Below are 14908 nucleotides of genomic sequence, written 5' to 3' on the forward strand. Positions count from 1 at the left end.
CCCGGCTAAAACGCGAGCGGCCCGCCTCCGGAGGAGGCGGGCCGCGACGCACAGTCAAACGCAACTCACGTCGGCAATCAGTGGAGCAGACAACCGCCCCTATGATGACTTAGCTGCCGGGATAGTTGACGGCCGGTGCGCTGGTAAGCTGCTCCTTGGTGAGCGTGATCTTCCCATGATCGGGATGCATCATCTGGGTGCGCTGCGCGTTGGCATTGGCCGTGGCGTTGGTGTTCCCGGCCATCGTGCCGGAAGTGCCCGTCGCCACGCCGCCGGCCGGGGCTGCCGTGCCTGTCGCGGGAGCTGTGCCGGCCGCTGTACCGGTACCGGTAGCCATGCCACCAGCGGGGGCTGCGGTGCGAGCTGCGGAGCCCGCATCCATCGGCCGATCGCTCCAGGTAATCTGGCTGAACGGGATGGCAACGTCCTTCTGGCCGATGCCGAGGAATCCGCCGACGCCAACGGTGATCATCTCGACCTTGCCGTTGCGGTCGAACAGGACCTCGGTCACGTCACCGACCTTCTCGTTGTTGGTGCCGTAGATGTCGACGCCGATCAACTGGGTGGAGCGCCACATGCCCTGCCAGGAGGTATTGGCGGGAGCGACCGTGGTCGCCGAACCGGCGGCTGGCGCAGGCGTTGCGGAGGGCGCCGTCGGAGCCGTGGTGGGGGCGGGAGCAGTGGTTTGAGCGATGGCGGTCGCGCTCATCAGCGCAAAAGCCAACGATGTCGCGGCGATGTGACGTTTGAACATGAAGTTCTCCTCATAAATCGCGTTGCTGGGCATCCGCCTCAAATTCGAGGCGGGATACTTGATCAACACCTCAAGGCCGGGATGGTTCACCGTCACGACGCAAAAAACGCGCGAGAATTGCGAACAGATGGCATGGCCGCGTCGGAAATGGCGCGAGGCTTATTCGCTCGCGATCACGATCGAGGAGCGCCTGCGTGTCGGCAATCTGTGGCGGCCATCTGAACCTTCGGCGCATCTGCCGAGAGGGTGAGGCCAAATTCGGTACGCCGACTAAATATCTCGAACCGCGCTAATCGCTTCTATGGGGAACAGCTATGCGAGCTGCCGGGTTGGCGATGATATGGACTTTTGAGCGAGCATCACAGCAGGAGATCTGAAGCATGACCGAAGCATCCGTCACGGTGATATTGACCGGTCCGCAGCAGGACGCGCTCGATGCCTATCGTCGATCTGCCAATCCCGTAATCAGCCGCGATGAGGCTCTGCAGTCGATCCTGTCGGAATGGCTGGCTCACCACACCATGTCGGCGTCGCCAGATGGTGAAGCCGACGAGGGTCTGAAGCCCGACGAACTCAATGCGAGCAACGACATCTGAAGCGAGTGTCGCGGTTCGATGCCACGCCAGTCGTCAGTGGGTCTCGTCGAGCCTGAGCTGGAAGACCAGCAGGGCCTCGGCGATCGCCTGCAATTCGCCCTCTTTGTCGGGGCTGTCTGGCTCAGCCTGAAGCGCGGCAATGCGTTGCTGGGCAACCTGCCGTTCTTCCTCGGTCTGAATTGTGATCGGGCCGCTCATGTCTTGTCCCTCCAGCGTGTCGCATCGTCATGGGAACGGTCCCAGCGCGCGACCGCCTGCAGCAGCGCCTGTCTTTCGCGCTCGTCGGCCTCGGCTCGCGCGCAGGCGTCGAGGTCAGCGATCCGGCGCGTTGCCAGTTCATAATCCTCGATCGTCTCGATCTCGAAATGGGAACGGTCGGCGCCGGTATGGGTCGCCTCTTCGATCGTGCTTCGCATAGCCTTCCTTTCGGGTCGTCGAACGATGGGGGTTGGGTCCGCCTCCGTGAACTACCCGCGATGGGGAGTTGGGTTCCGCGCCGGGCGCCGCCGCGCCTTAAAGCTTCGTCAAGGTTTCGATGGGTGATTCGATCGTCTGATGCCCGAGCCCATGAAGGCGGGGCAGGGAGCCCGCGCCATGAAAACGTCCCCCTTCGGCAAAGCCTTCATCGCATTTTTGGTTGCGGGCGCAGGATTCGTATCCGCAGAGCGCGCGCAGGCGTTCTGGCAGCGTTCGCAGGTGTCGATGTGCGCAGACGCCGTCTCGGAGAGGGAGCGCGCGCGCCATCGTTGCGACGAATTGAACGGCTTTGCCGATCCGGGCTGGCCGGCGTTGGGCCTTGGCGGCGCCGGTCACCGGTCTGGTCTGCACCTGTCGCCAGGCTACCGCGACATCCCCGCCAATCGGCCACCCGTCCGCCGTCTAGGTTGACCGGTCGCCAGAGAAGCCGCGCTGCGGAAGGGAATATGTTGGTGAGCGGGGTGGGTATCGAACCCACGACCACATGATTAAAAGTCACGTGCTCTACCACTGAGCTACCCGCCCTCACGGGGGCTGACATACGGATGCCTCGGCTGCGGGTCAACATTGTTCCGGCGCTGTCTTTCATGGCAGAAGCGCGGCCATGCAGCGCACCGAACGCAATGGAGAGAGCCAGGGGGAGGCCGATCGCGGCCTCGACGATCCCCGTATTGCGTCCGAAACGCTTCAGGCAAGCGCCTGGCTGCTTTGGACGCGGTGGTTCGCCTTGGCCGCGCTGGCCTGCCTCTTGACCCTGTGGGGTTTTGCCGCGGCGCTCGATCCGTTCGGCCTGCGCGTCGGGCCCGGTCAGTCGCCGCGCCCGATCATGGATATCAACCAGCGCTTCATGTATCCGCAGCTGGTGCGGTCGGGCGGCTTCGATTCCGCCGTCTTCGGCACCTCGACGATGAGGCTGCTCGACCCCGCTACACTCTCGGACAGATTGGGCGGCCGCTTCGCAAATCTGGCGATGAACGCCGCCACGCCCTGGGAGCAGACGCAGATGGCGGAGCTGTTCACCCGCCAGGTGGCCGCCCCCAAACTGGTGCTCTGGGGCATCGACGGGACCTGGTGTGCGGCGGATGCGACCGACGCTGCCAAGCGGCTGACGCCGCGGCCGTTCCCGCCATGGCTCTATGACGAGATCGGCTGGCGCGACTGGCCGCAGCTGATGAATCTGACGACGCTCGAGATCGCCGCGCGCCTGTTGGCCCATCGCCTCGGCCTGATGCCGGCGCGCATCCGCGGCGACGGTTACGAGGTCTTCACGCCGCCCGAGGCACTTTACGATCCTGCACGCGCCCGCCGGCATCTTTATGCCGACCGGGGCGGGGTTGCCCCCATTCAGGCGCCGCTCGTCCCACCGGAACCCGTCGCTGCGCAGACGCGGGCGCAGTGGCGCTCTCCCGCTCTGGCCTGGCTCGATCAGGCGCTTGGACGGCTGCCAACCGCGACCCGCATCATGCTCGTGCTGCCCCCGACCCATTACGCCACGCTGCCGCGCGAAGGCACGGCCGAAGGGCAGCGCTATGCAGCCTGCAAAAGCGAACTCGCCGCCGTCGCATCACGTCACCGGGCGACGCTCGTCGATTACGCGCGGGCTTCCCCGATCACCAGTCGCGACGACAATTACTGGGACCCTTTGCATTTCCGTCTTCCGATCGCGCGGCGCATCGAAACCGACCTCGCGGCCGTCATGGCCGGGCAGGCACCCACCGCCGACGGGTCCGTCGTCGTCAGCGGAGAGATGCGCTGAAGCTCCGGCTCCGCGTTAACCAGTCTTCAACCAAGCCGACATAACGCTTCGGGCATGGTCATCCGCCGTGGCGTCAGATCCGTCTTCATCACACTCGCGCTCTACCTCGTGTCGGGCGCGGTGGTGGCGTATTTCATGTTCCACGCGCAGCATGGATCGCGCGGCCTCGACGCCCGCGACACGCTGCAGGAAACGCTGCGCGAGACGGAAACCGAACTGGCGAGCCTGAGCGCCGAGCGTAAACTGTGGGAACAGCGGCTCTCGCTGGTTCGCGATGAGGCCGTCGATCGCGACGTGCTCGAGGAACGGGCCCGCGACAGCTTGGGCCGAACCCATCGCAACGATATCATCATCATGGGCCGCTGACGGATCTTTGGTGGCCCCGGTCCCGGCGTTGTCCCGTTCAGATCGATTCCATGCCGCAGCTGGAAAGCACCGCCTCTGGTCATGGCGGCCAAACCGCGGACGGCGCCGTCTTCATCTCACCGGCCTGGCGTTGCCGATCATGCCCTCGCTTACGCCGGCAAATAGTCCCAGGCGTATCGATTAACTGAATTTCGGTTATTTCCGAGATTCTGTTTAATTCCAGTGGCTTGGTCGATGCTGCATTGCGAGATAGCCTCCTCGCCAAGGGTTTTGCGATCCTCTACAACCAAGGTCGCATCTTCCTGGAGGACCGCCGATGGCCGTTGCCGCGCGCAAGACGAACGCTCCCGCCGAAGCCAGGGTCGCCGCCAAGCCGGCGAAGTCCCGAGCCGCCAAATCCGTCAATGACAAGGGCGCCGGGGCCGCGCCGAGCAACATCCCGACCTTCAGCAAGGACGAGGACCTCCACGCCTATCGCGAGATGCTGCTGATCCGCCGCTTCGAGGAGAAAGCCGGCCAGATGTACGGCATGGGCCTCATCGGCGGCTTCTGCCATCTCTATATCGGCCAGGAAGCGGTCGTGGTCGGCATGCAGATGGCGTCCAAGGAAGGCGACCAGGTCATCACCGGCTATCGCGATCACGGTCATATGCTGGCCTGCGGCATGGAATCGCGCGGCGTGATGGCGGAACTGACTGGCCGGCAGGGGGGCTATTCCCGCGGCAAGGGCGGCTCCATGCACATGTTCTCCCGCGAGAAGAACTTTTATGGCGGGCACGGTATCGTCGGGGCGCAGGTCTCGCTCGGCACGGGGTTGGGCTTCGCCAACTGGTATCGCGAGGATGGCCGGGTCTCGATGGCCTATTTCGGCGACGGCGCCGCCAACCAGGGCCAGGTCTATGAGAGCTTCAACATGGCTCAGCTCTGGAAACTGCCGGTCGTGTTCGTGATCGAGAACAACCGCTACGCCATGGGCACCTCGGTCAACCGCGCCTCGGCGCAGACCGACTTCTCGCGTCGCGGCTTGTCCTTCGGCATTCCCGGCGAGCAGGTCGACGGCATGGATGTCCGCGCCGTGCGCGACGCAGCAACGCGAGCCATCGATCATGCACGCGGCGGCAAGGGGCCCTACATCCTCGAGATGCAGACCTACCGCTATCGCGGCCACTCGATGTCGGACCCGGCCAAGTATCGCTCGAAGGACGAGGTCCAGCGCATGCGCGAGGAGCACGACCCGATCGAGCAGGTGAGGGGGCGTCTGAGCCGCGAGTTCAAGGTCGGCGAGGACGAACTCAAGGCGATCGACGCCAAGGTCCGTGAGATCGTCAACGACGCGGCCGAATTCGCGACGCATGATCCCGAGCCGGATGTGTCGGAGCTGTTTACCGACATTCTGCTGGAGCCGGCGAAGGCCTGAGGCCTCCGTAAAGCCGCCTTAGTCCTTTCCGCCTCGTTCATTGACTCCGGGTGCGTTCATGCCGATCGACATTCTCATGCCTGCCCTCTCGCCCACCATGGAGCAGGGGAAGCTCGCCAAATGGCTGAAAGCCGAGGGCGATAGCGTCAAGGCCGGCGACATCATCGCCGAGATCGAGACCGACAAGGCAACCATGGAAGTCGAGGCCGTGGATGAAGGCATCCTCGCCAAGATCCTGATCGCCGACGGCACCGACAACGTCGCGGTCAACACACCCATCGGCATCATCGCCGCCGAGGGCGAGGATGTGAAGGCGGCTGCCAGCGGCGGCGCCGGCCAGTCCGACAAGCCTGCCGCCACCTCGCCGCAGGCCGCCCAGGCGGCCCCGCCGGCCGCGATGGGCGAGGCGCCCAAGGTCGCCGCCGCACCCAAGGCCGAATCAGCCGTCGCCAACCCGCCCGCCACCGCCAAGAGCTACGACGCCTCTTCGGAATTCCCGGCCGGGGCCGAGATCGTCAGCATGACCGTCCGCGAAGCCTTGCGCGACGCCATGGCCGAGGAGATGCGCCGCGACGGCGATGTGTTCGTCATGGGCGAGGAGGTCGCCGAGTACCAGGGCGCCTACAAGGTGACGCAGGGGCTGCTGCAGGAGTTCGGCGCCAAGCGCGTCATCGACACCCCGATCACGGAGCATGGCTTCGCCGGCATCGGCGTCGGTGCGGCCTTGACGGGCCTCAAGCCCATCGTCGAGTTCATGACCTTCAACTTTGCCATGCAGGCGATCGACCAGATCATCAACTCCGCCGCCAAGACGCTCTACATGTCCGGCGGTCAGATGGGCTGCCCGATTGTCTTTCGCGGCCCCAATGGCGCAGCCGCCCGCGTCGGCGCCCAGCACAGCCATGACTATGCCGCCTGGTACTCCAACGTGCCCGGCCTCAAGGTCGTCGCGCCCTACAGCGCGTCCGACGCCAAGGGCCTGCTCAAGAGCGCCATCCGCGACCCCAACCCGGTCATCTTCCTCGAGAACGAGATCCTCTACGGCCGCTCCTTCGACGTGCCCAAGGGCGACGACATCCTGGTGCCGATCGGCAAGGCCAAGGTCGTGCGCCCGGGCAAGGACGTCACCATCGTCTCCTTCAGCATCGGCATGACCTATGCGCTGGCCGCCGCCGAGGCGCTGGCCAAGGAGGGCATCGACGCCGAGGTCATCGACCTGCGTACGATCCGCCCGATGGACATCGAGACGGTCATCGCCTCCGTGCAGAAGACGCATCGCTGCGTCGCGGTCGAGGAGGGCTTCCCGCAATCGGGCGTCACCGCCGAGATCGGCATGAAGATCATGGAAGCGGCGTTCGATTATCTCGACGCCCCGGTCGCCCGCGTCACCGGCAAGGACGTGCCGATGCCCTACGCCGCGAACCTCGAAAAGCTCGCTTTGCCGAATGTCGGCGAGGTCATCGCGGCGGCCAAAGCCGTCTGCTACCGCTGAGAGGCTGACCGATGGCAACCAACATCCTGATGCCCGCGCTCTCTCCCACGATGGAGAAGGGCAATCTCGCCAAGTGGCTGAAGAAGGAAGGCGACACCATCAAGTCCGGCGACATCATCGCCGAGATCGAGACCGACAAGGCGACGATGGAGGTCGAGGCCGTCGATGAGGGCATCCTGGCCAAGATCCTGGTCCCGGACGGCACGGCCGATGTCGCGGTCAACGAGATCATCGGCGTGATCGCCGCTGAGGGCGAGGATGTGAGCGCGGCTTCCGCCCCGGCCAAGGCCGAGGCGCCGAAAGCTGAGGCTCCCAAGACTGAAGTGCCCAAGTCTGAGGCTCCCAAGGCAGAGGCTCCCAAGGCCGATGCACCAAAGGCCGAGGCCGCTCCCGCGAAGCCGGCCGAAGCTGCGCCGACTTCGAGCGGCGACCGCCCCTTTGCCTCGCCCCTGGCCCGTCGTCTCGCCAAGGAGGCCGGGCTCGATCTCGCCAAGGTCCAGGGCTCGGGGCCGCATGGCCGCATTGTCGAGAAGGACATCGAAGCGGCCAAGGCGGGCGGCGGTGCCAAGGCTGCGCCTGCATCCGCCCCTGCGGCAGCGCCGGCAGCCGCAGCAAAGCCCGCCAGCGCTCCGCTCGCCTCCGGCATGTCGGACGAGACGATCAAGAAACTGTTCGCGCCGGGCTCCTATGAGGAAGTGCCCCATGACGGCATGCGCAAGACGATCGCGCGCCGCCTGCTGGAATCCAAGCAGACGATCCCGCATTTCTACCTGACGATCGATTGCGAGCTCGATGCGCTCTTGAAGCTGCGCGCCGAGCTCAACGCGGCCGCCCCCGAAAAGGACGGCAAGCCGGCCTACAAGCTCTCGGTCAACGACATGGTCATCAAGGCGATCGCGCTCTCGTTGCGCGCCGTGCCGGACGCCAATGTGAGCTGGACCGAGAACACCATGCTCAAGCACAAGCATGCCGATGTCGGCGTCGCCGTCTCGATCCCCGGCGGGCTGATCACGCCAGTGATCCGCGACGCCTGCCACAAGACGCTCTCGCAGATCTCCAACGAGATGAAGGACCTCGCGGCCCGCGCCAAGAACCGCAAGCTGAAGCCCGAGGAGTATCAGGGCGGCACCACGGCGGTCTCCAATCTCGGCATGTTCGGGGTCAAGGATTTCGCCGCGATCGTGAATCCGCCGCATGCGACGATCCTGGCGGTGGGCGCCGGCGAGCCGCGCGCGGTCGTCAAGAACGGCGCGCTCGCGGTCGCCACCGTGATGTCGGTGACGCTCTCGACCGACCACCGCGCGGTGGACGGCGCGCTCGGCGCCGAGCTGATGGCGGCGTTCCGTGGCTATATCGAGAAGCCGATGGCGATGCTGGTGTGAGGTCACGCCATGGCAGGCGCAGACAGCGGGTCGTCCGGGGTCAATCGCCTGGCCATGGTGTCGGTCGTCATCGCGCTGATGTCGCTGGCTGCGGCTGTTCTGCAGAACGTCAATTACGCCCGCAGCATTGACAGTATCCAGCGCAACGTCCTGCGAGCGGAAAGTCTGCGGAGCTGCAAGGACATCATCGGTGTGTTCTTTGAGTTTCGGCTGAAAGCAGAGGCGGCCAACATGAGCGGATCGGCTGGCATGGCTGCCATCGAACTCAGGACCCTTGCCTATCGCTTCGGCGCGCTGGGAACCTTCCTGGCCAACTTCCAGGAGCAGCCGGCGCGGGACCGCTACACCGCGCTGGCCTGGCATCTCGACCGGATCGCGGGAGAGGCTGCCAGCCTGCCAAAGACCGAATTCGACGCGCTGTTCAACGAAGCCGACAAGCAGTTCACCGCGATCAACAATGATTGCGTCAGGGCAGCGACCGGCCATCTCCTCTGACATCACAATGACCGGGAGCGCCTGCTCATGGCTGACTACGACATCATCATCATCGGCTCCGGCCCCGGCGGTTACATCGCAGCGATCCGGGCGGCACAGCTCGGCTTCAAGACGGCCATCGTCGAGCGCGAGCATCTGGCGGGCATCTGCTCGAACTGGGGCTGCATCCCGACCAAGGCGCTGCTGCGCTCGGCCGAGATCCTGCATTACGGCCAGCACGCCAAGGATTACGGGCTGGTGCTGGAAGGCACGTTCAAGGCCGATCTGGAGGCCATCGTGAAGCGCTCGCGCGGCATCGCCGCGCGCATGAACAACGGCGTCCAGTTCCTGATGAAGAAGAACAAGGTCGACGTGATCTGGGGCGAGGCGACCCTCACAAAGCCCGGCACGATCTCGGTCGTGCCGACCAAGAAGCCGCCTGTCCAGCCGCAGGTGCCGCCGCCCAAGAACACCAAGGGCGAGGGCACGTATACCGCCGACCACATCATCGTCGCGACCGGCGCCCGCCCGCGCGCGCTGCCGGGGCTGGAGCCCGACGGCAAGCTGATCTGGACCTATTTCGAGGCGATGATCCCGGCGAAGATGCCGAAGTCGCTGCTGGTGATGGGCTCGGGCGCGATCGGAATCGAGTTCGCCTCCTTCTACCGCACGATGGGCGTCGAGGTGACGGTCGTCGAGGTGATGCCGCAGGTGGTCCCCGTGGAGGACGCCGAGATCGGCGCCTTTGCGCGCAAGGCCTTCGAGAAGCAGGGCATCAAGATCCTGACCTCGGCCAAGGTTACCAAGGTTGAGAAGGGCGCCGACAGTGTCACCGCCCATATCGAGGACGAGAAGGGCAGCAAGCTGACGATCACCGCCGACCGGATGATCTCGGCCGTCGGCGTCGTCGCCAATATCGAGAATATCGGGCTGGAGGCGGTCGGCGTGAAGACCGATCGCGGCTTCATCGCCATCGACGGGCTCTGCCGCACCAATGTGAAGGGCATTTATGCCATCGGCGACGTCGCCGGCCCGCCCTTGCTCGCCCACAAGGCCGAGCATGAAGGCGTGATCTGCGTCGAGGCCATCAAGGGCCTGCACCCGCACCCGATGGACAAGCTGATGATCCCGGGTTGCACCTATTGCCACCCGCAGATCGCCAGCGTCGGCCTGACCGAAGCCAAGGCCAAGGCCGCCGGCTACGAGCTCAAGGTCGGCCGTTTCCCCTTCGTGGCCAATGGTAAGGCGGTGGCGCTCGGCGAGGATTCAGGGCTCGCCAAGACGATCTTCGACGCCAAGACCGGCAAGCTGCTCGGCGCCCATCTTGTCGGTCCCGAGGTCACCGAGCTGATCCAGGGCTTCGTCGTGGCGATGAACCTCGAGACCACCGAGGAAGAGCTGATGCACACCGTCTTCCCGCATCCGACGCTGTCCGAGGTGATGAAGGAAAGCGTGCTCGACGCCTATGGCAAGGTGCTGAACGCCTGACATCGCATTGAAGTCTTGGTTCGGAAACACCTCGTCATCCCGGGCTTGCCCCGGGATCCATCATAGGACGCGACGGTGCCCTCCGATGGATCCCGGAGCCCCGCTTCGCTTCGTCCGGGATGACGGCGTGCGTCTGGCGCACAGAATGTGATGGCCGTCTGGACTTCGCGGCCGGCGATCCGCATATGCCCGCCATGGCGCCCCGCACCCGCAAACCCAAAGACCCCGACCGCGTCGTTCCCGACGAGAAGGTCGAGATCCTTCCGCCCGGCCGAGGCCTGCTGCTCGACTGGCGCGTCATCGTACCGACGGTGGCGCTAGGCACCGTCACGGGCTTCGCCGCCAGCCTCGTCGTCGGCGGGGGCGGGCTTGTGCGTCACGCCGTCGTTGGCCTGCTCGGCATGCTGGTCGGGCAGGGGCTCGTGCGGCTGACCGGCTGGCGCGTCCGCACCGGCTATCGCGGTCTCGATGACGCCGCCATGGCGGTGATCGGGGCGATCCTCGTCGTGCTGCTGGCGCGCTTCATCGCCTGACAAGCAGGCTTGACGGAACCTTGGCCCGCCGGGCTTGTTTGAAGCGTGGTTCCGCCAGCAAGCGCTGCGCGGACGGCTTGGGGATATACGACGATGGATACTGTTGCCGCCACCATGGCCCAGCCGGGCTATGGCTTCTTCGCCACGATCTTCATCGGCATGCTTGCCGGCTGGATCGCCGAGAAAATCACGTCGGCCGATCACGGCCTGTTCACGAACATGCTTGTGGGCGTCGCCGGCTCCTTCCTCGGCAGCCGCCTCGCCGAGTTGCTGGACATCCAGATCTTCGGTTTCTGGCGGACATTGGCGGCCGCAATCGCAGGCGCAGTCGTCGTGATCGTGATCTGGAACGCGGCACGCGGTCGCAAGTGACAGCGCTGGGGGCCCGAAAGGGCGCGCGGTCCGTGGGGCAGAGGTTGCCCTGCGCGGGCGAGGGGATTAGCTAGAGGGCGGGCGGCGGCCAGTGGGGCGCCGCAATGGACCCTATTCCCCATGGCTCTCGTCCTCGACCTGCTCAATCGCGATCCGCGCCCCAATAGCGGCAATCCCCAGGATGCGGGCAACGCCCCGGGGACCAACGCCGAGTTGCCTGCGGAGCTGCGCCATCCAGAGAAGCGCAGGCGGCCGGAAAACCCGATCCTGCGCAAGCCCGACTGGATTCGCGTCAAGGCGCCGGGCTCGCCGAAATGGGCCGAGACGCAAAAGATCGTGAAGGCGGAGGGGCTGGTCACGGTCTGCGAGGAAGCCGGATGCCCCAATATCGGCGAGTGCTGGGAGAAAAAGCACGCCACCTTCATGATCATGGGCGACACCTGCACGCGGGCCTGCGCCTTCTGCAACGTCAAGACCGGCGTGCCGCAGGCGCTCGACCCGCTGGAGCCGGCGAAGGTCGCCCAGGCCGTCGCCAAGCTCGGGCTGGAGCATGTCGTGATCACCTCGGTCGATCGCGACGATCTCAAGGATGGCGGTGCCGAGCATTTCGCGCAGGTCATCCGTGCGATCCGCAGGGCGTCGCCGGGCACGACCATCGAGATCCTGACGCCGGATTTCCTGCGCAAGCCGGGCGCGCTCGAAGTCGTGGTCGCGGCCCGGCCCGACGTCTTCAACCATAATCTCGAGACGGTGCCCGGTAAATATCTGACGGTACGCCCCGGTGCGCGCTATTTCCACTCGCTGCGGCTGCTGCAGCGGGTCAAGGAGCTCGACCCGACGATCTTCACCAAATCCGGCATCATGGTCGGGCTCGGCGAGGAGCGGAACGAGATCCTGCAACTGATGGACGATCTGCGCTCGGCCGATGTCGACTTCATTACGATCGGCCAGTATCTCGCGCCCTCGCGCAAGCACCACGCCGTGATCCGCTTCGTCACGCCCGAGGAGTTCAAGGGTTTTGAGGCCATCGCCTATGTGAAGGGCTTCCTGATGGTGTCCTCGACGCCGCTGACGCGGTCCTCGCATCATGCCGGCGAGGATTTCGCGCGCCTGCGCGCGGTCCGTGCCGCCAGGAACAGCTGAGCGGAAACGCACCCCCATGCCGATGTTCAACAACACCCGCCGGGTGAAGCACAGCCCGGAGCAGATGTTCGCGCTGGTTGCCGATGTCGAGAAATATCCCCAGTTCCTGCCGCTTTGCGAGGGGCTGACGGTGCGCCGCCGCACGCCGCAGGAGGGCGGCGGTGAGGTGCTGCTGGCCGATATGAGCGTCGGCTACAAGGCGATCCGCGAAACCTTCAGCAGCCGCGTCACGCTGGATCCCGAGAACCTCAAGATTCTCGTCGAATATGTCGACGGCCCGTTTCGCTATCTGGAGAACCGCTGGACCTTCAAGCCGCACGCGACCGGTTGCGAGATCGGCTTCTTCATCTCCTATGAATTCGCCAGCCGGATGCTCGGCCTGCTGATGGGAGCGATGTTCGACAGGGCCTTCCGCAAATTCGCCGAGGCCTTCGAACGCCGGGCCGATCTCGTCTACGGCGATATGCCAACCAAGACCCCGGTGACGGCGCTTTAAACAGTTCTTGCCAAGGTGGTCCCGAGCGATTGGGGACTGTTCATGGACGCGCCGACGACACATGCCGATAGCCGGCGCGAAGCCCGCCGCCTCGCGACGACGCTGCCGCTCTATGCCGGCACCATCTTCCTCTCCGCCTTTCTGCTGTTCGGCATTCAGCCGATGTTCGCCAAGATGGTGCTGCCGCGGCTCGGCGGCTCGCCCGGCGTCTGGTCGGTGGCCATGGTGTTCTTCCAGACCGTGCTGCTTGCCGGTTATGGCTATGCCCATCTCCTTGTCAGCCGTTTCACGGTGCGCCGTGCCGCGCTGATCCACATTGTGTTGATGGCTCTGGTGCTGCTGGTGGGGCTGCCGATCGGCATCGCGGCCGGGTTCGAGCGGCCGCCTCAGCAGGGTGAGACGCTCTGGCTGGTCGCCTTGTTCACGGCGTCGGTTGGCCTGCCCTTCTTCGCGGTGTCCGCGAACGGTCCGCTGTTGCAGGCCTGGTTCGCACGCACAGGTCACGATCAGGCCGCCGATCCGTATTTTCTCTATGCCGCCTCGAATGTCGGCAGCTTCCTTGCCCTGATCGCCTATCCGTTTCTGGTCGAGCCCTTCCTGACCCTGTCGGTGCAATCGACGGCCTGGAGCTGGGGCTTCGGCCTCCTGCTCGCGGGTATTGCGGCTTGCGCTGGTCTCGGGCTGGCTCGCGCGCCGGCCGATGTCGCGATCGCTGCCGGGGGGCTGGCCCCCACGGCGATCCCGACACGGCAGAAGCTGGCTTGGGTGGCGCTGGCCTTCGTGCCTTCGGGGCTGCTGGTGGCGGTCACGGCGCATATCTCGACCGATGTGGCGTCGGTGCCGCTGCTCTGGGTCGTCCCGCTGGCGCTGTTCCTGCTGACCTTCGTCATCGTCTTCCAGCGCAAGCCGCTGCTGCGTGCGAGCTGGATGCTGAATGCGCAGCTCGTCTTCGTCGCGGCCTTCCTGGTCAAGATGGCGTTCCAGTGGAAGATCGGCTGGGGCGGAGAACTCGCCCTGCATCTCGGGCTGTTCTTCACCAGCGCGATGGTCGCGCATGGCGAACTGGCACGTCGGCGGCCCGATGCCGCCAATTTGACCCAGTTCTATCTCTGGATGTCGGTGGGCGGCGTGCTCGGCGGTCTGTTCTGCGGCCTGATCGCCCCGACGCTGTTCAACTCGGTGGTCGAATATCCGCTGCTGATCGTGCTCGCGGTTCTATGCCGTCCCGGCTTCACGGCGATCCGATTGCCGCCTCTGGTCCGCGCCGGCCTTGCCGTCCTTGCACTGGCCAGCTTGGGCGCGCTGGTGGTTAAGGAACAACAGCGCACCGACTCCGTCCGCTCCTTCTTCGGCGTCAACAAAATCTACGATGACGAAGAGGGCCGCTTCCGCAGCCTCGTCCATGGCAGCACCGTCCACGGGGCCCAGCGACTGCGCAACGACGACGGCTCCCTCGTGACAGGCCGGCCCGAGCCGCTGACCTACTACTTCACGGGCGGCGCCATCGCCGACGGTATCGACGCGGTGCGCCAGGCACGTGGCGGCACCCTGGGGGCCGTCGCGGCAATCGGTGTCGGCACCGGGTCGCTCGCCTGCCAGACGCGCCCGGGCGAGGATTGGACATTCTACGAGATCGATCCGCAAGTCGTCCGCATGGCGACGGACGCGACCCGATTCCGCTTCGTGAGCGACTGCGCGCCCGATGCGCGCTTCGTGCTCGGCGATGCGCGACTGACGCTCGGCGATGCGGAAGCCAGCTCGCTCGATCTGATTGTGGTCGATGCCTTCTCCTCGGACTCCATTCCGATCCATCTCATGACGAGCGAGGCCATCGCGCTCTATCTGGGCAAGCTCAAGCCTCACGGCGTCGTGCTCTTCCATATCTCCAACCGCAACATGGATCTGGGGCCGGTCGTGACGGCGACAGCCCATGCGAGGGGGCTGACCACCTGGCTGAGGCCCTCGCGCCAGACTCCCGAGTTGATGGCTCAGATGAAGTATTCCCCCCATGTCGCCATAGTTGCACGCAAAGCGCAGGATGTCGGGCTCGATCCTGCGCAAGGCTGGGTCCGGCAGGAGGGGCCCGGCACGGCCCGGGCCTGGCGCGATGACTACGCTGACGTGATCGGTGCGATCTGGCGCAAGCTTGCGCCGTGATGCGC

The 14908-nt window shown here is 65.4% G+C and carries 17 protein-coding genes and 1 tRNA gene; 14 read left to right on the forward strand and 4 right to left on the reverse strand.

Annotated features, from left to right (window positions below):
* Nucleotides 1–109: 109 nt before the first annotated feature.
* Nucleotides 110–844: a PRC-barrel domain-containing protein gene (locus IP69_RS04650; RefSeq protein WP_156323285.1), complete on the reverse strand. Its 735-nt coding sequence runs from the start codon at nucleotides 842–844 to the stop codon at nucleotides 110–112.
* Nucleotides 845–1134: 290 nt separating this feature from the next.
* On the opposite strand from IP69_RS04650, the gene IP69_RS04660 reads away from it, so the two are divergent.
* Nucleotides 1135–1350 carry a hypothetical protein gene (locus IP69_RS04660; RefSeq protein WP_054141664.1) on the forward strand — a complete coding sequence of 72 codons (216 nt, stop codon included), beginning with the start codon at nucleotides 1135–1137 and terminating at the stop codon, nucleotides 1348–1350.
* 33 nt (nucleotides 1351–1383) lie between these two features.
* On the opposite strand, the gene IP69_RS21705 is transcribed toward IP69_RS04660, so the two are convergent.
* Together IP69_RS21705 and IP69_RS04665 are read right to left on the reverse strand one after the other, a co-directional pair.
* Nucleotides 1384–1548: a hypothetical protein gene (locus IP69_RS21705; protein ID WP_156323286.1), complete on the reverse strand. Its 165-nt coding sequence runs from the start codon at nucleotides 1546–1548 to the stop codon at nucleotides 1384–1386.
* Nucleotides 1545–1766 carry a hypothetical protein gene (locus IP69_RS04665; RefSeq protein ID WP_054141665.1) on the reverse strand — a complete coding sequence of 74 codons (222 nt, stop codon included), beginning with the start codon at nucleotides 1764–1766 and terminating at the stop codon, nucleotides 1545–1547. Before IP69_RS04665 ends, IP69_RS21705 begins: the two co-directional genes overlap by 4 nt.
* Nucleotides 1767–1944: 178 nt before the next feature.
* On the opposite strand from IP69_RS04665, the gene IP69_RS21710 reads away from it, so the two are divergent.
* The gene (locus tag IP69_RS21710; protein ID WP_156323287.1) at nucleotides 1945–2238 is read left to right on the forward strand and encodes a hypothetical protein; all 294 of its coding nucleotides are present in this window, start codon (nucleotides 1945–1947) and stop codon (nucleotides 2236–2238) included.
* A gap of 39 nt (nucleotides 2239–2277) precedes the next feature.
* Here IP69_RS21710 and IP69_RS04675 read toward each other — a convergent pair.
* Nucleotides 2278–2352: transfer RNA gene (locus IP69_RS04675), tRNA-Lys, on the reverse strand.
* 79 nt (nucleotides 2353–2431) lie between these two features.
* Between IP69_RS04675 and IP69_RS04680 the strand changes: the two genes are divergently transcribed.
* The 12 genes from IP69_RS04680 to IP69_RS04735 all read left to right on the forward strand — a co-directional run bounded on the left by IP69_RS04680 (nucleotide 2432) and on the right by IP69_RS04735 (nucleotide 14903).
* Nucleotides 2432–3583: a hypothetical protein gene (locus IP69_RS04680; RefSeq protein ID WP_054141667.1), complete on the forward strand. Its 1152-nt coding sequence runs from the start codon at nucleotides 2432–2434 to the stop codon at nucleotides 3581–3583.
* A 54-nt stretch (nucleotides 3584–3637) separates the two neighbouring features.
* Nucleotides 3638–3949 carry a septum formation initiator family protein gene (locus IP69_RS04685; protein ID WP_054141668.1) on the forward strand — a complete coding sequence of 104 codons (312 nt, stop codon included), beginning with the start codon at nucleotides 3638–3640 and terminating at the stop codon, nucleotides 3947–3949.
* 316 nt (nucleotides 3950–4265) lie between these two features.
* Nucleotides 4266–5366: a pyruvate dehydrogenase (acetyl-transferring) E1 component subunit alpha gene (gene pdhA / locus IP69_RS04690; protein WP_054141669.1), complete on the forward strand. Its 1101-nt coding sequence runs from the start codon at nucleotides 4266–4268 to the stop codon at nucleotides 5364–5366.
* Between the two features lie 58 nt (nucleotides 5367–5424).
* On the forward strand, nucleotides 5425–6858 hold the full coding sequence (locus tag IP69_RS04695; RefSeq protein ID WP_054141670.1) for a pyruvate dehydrogenase complex E1 component subunit beta: 1434 nt from the start codon (nucleotides 5425–5427) through the stop codon (nucleotides 6856–6858).
* 11 nt (nucleotides 6859–6869) lie between these two features.
* Nucleotides 6870–8240, forward strand: coding sequence for a pyruvate dehydrogenase complex dihydrolipoamide acetyltransferase (locus IP69_RS04700; protein WP_054141671.1), 1371 nt, complete (start codon nucleotides 6870–6872; stop codon nucleotides 8238–8240).
* A gap of 9 nt (nucleotides 8241–8249) precedes the next feature.
* Nucleotides 8250–8735 (forward strand): hypothetical protein, encoded by a 486-nt coding sequence (locus IP69_RS04705; RefSeq protein ID WP_054141672.1) that lies wholly within the window; start codon nucleotides 8250–8252, stop codon nucleotides 8733–8735.
* A 27-nt stretch (nucleotides 8736–8762) separates the two neighbouring features.
* Entirely contained in the window at nucleotides 8763–10202 is a 1440-nt protein-coding gene (gene lpdA / locus IP69_RS04710) for a dihydrolipoyl dehydrogenase (protein ID WP_054141673.1), read from the forward strand.
* Nucleotides 10203–10396: 194 nt separating this feature from the next.
* Entirely contained in the window at nucleotides 10397–10735 is a 339-nt protein-coding gene (locus IP69_RS04715) for a GlsB/YeaQ/YmgE family stress response membrane protein (RefSeq protein WP_156323288.1), read from the forward strand.
* A gap of 93 nt (nucleotides 10736–10828) precedes the next feature.
* A complete protein-coding gene (locus IP69_RS04720; protein ID WP_054141675.1) occupies nucleotides 10829–11107 on the forward strand; it encodes a GlsB/YeaQ/YmgE family stress response membrane protein in 279 nt (92 codons plus the stop codon).
* 120 nt (nucleotides 11108–11227) lie between these two features.
* Nucleotides 11228–12250, forward strand: coding sequence for a lipoyl synthase (gene lipA, locus IP69_RS04725; RefSeq protein ID WP_082358970.1), 1023 nt, complete (start codon nucleotides 11228–11230; stop codon nucleotides 12248–12250).
* 16 nt (nucleotides 12251–12266) lie between these two features.
* Nucleotides 12267–12746 carry a type II toxin-antitoxin system RatA family toxin gene (locus IP69_RS04730; RefSeq protein WP_054141676.1) on the forward strand — a complete coding sequence of 160 codons (480 nt, stop codon included), beginning with the start codon at nucleotides 12267–12269 and terminating at the stop codon, nucleotides 12744–12746.
* 42 nt (nucleotides 12747–12788) lie between these two features.
* Entirely contained in the window at nucleotides 12789–14903 is a 2115-nt protein-coding gene (locus tag IP69_RS04735) for a fused MFS/spermidine synthase (protein WP_054141677.1), read from the forward strand.
* Nucleotides 14904–14908 lie beyond the last annotated feature (5 nt).

This window comes from Allobosea sp. AAP35 (genome assembly GCF_001295925.1).
Lineage (GTDB): Bacteria > Pseudomonadota > Alphaproteobacteria > Rhizobiales > Beijerinckiaceae > Allobosea.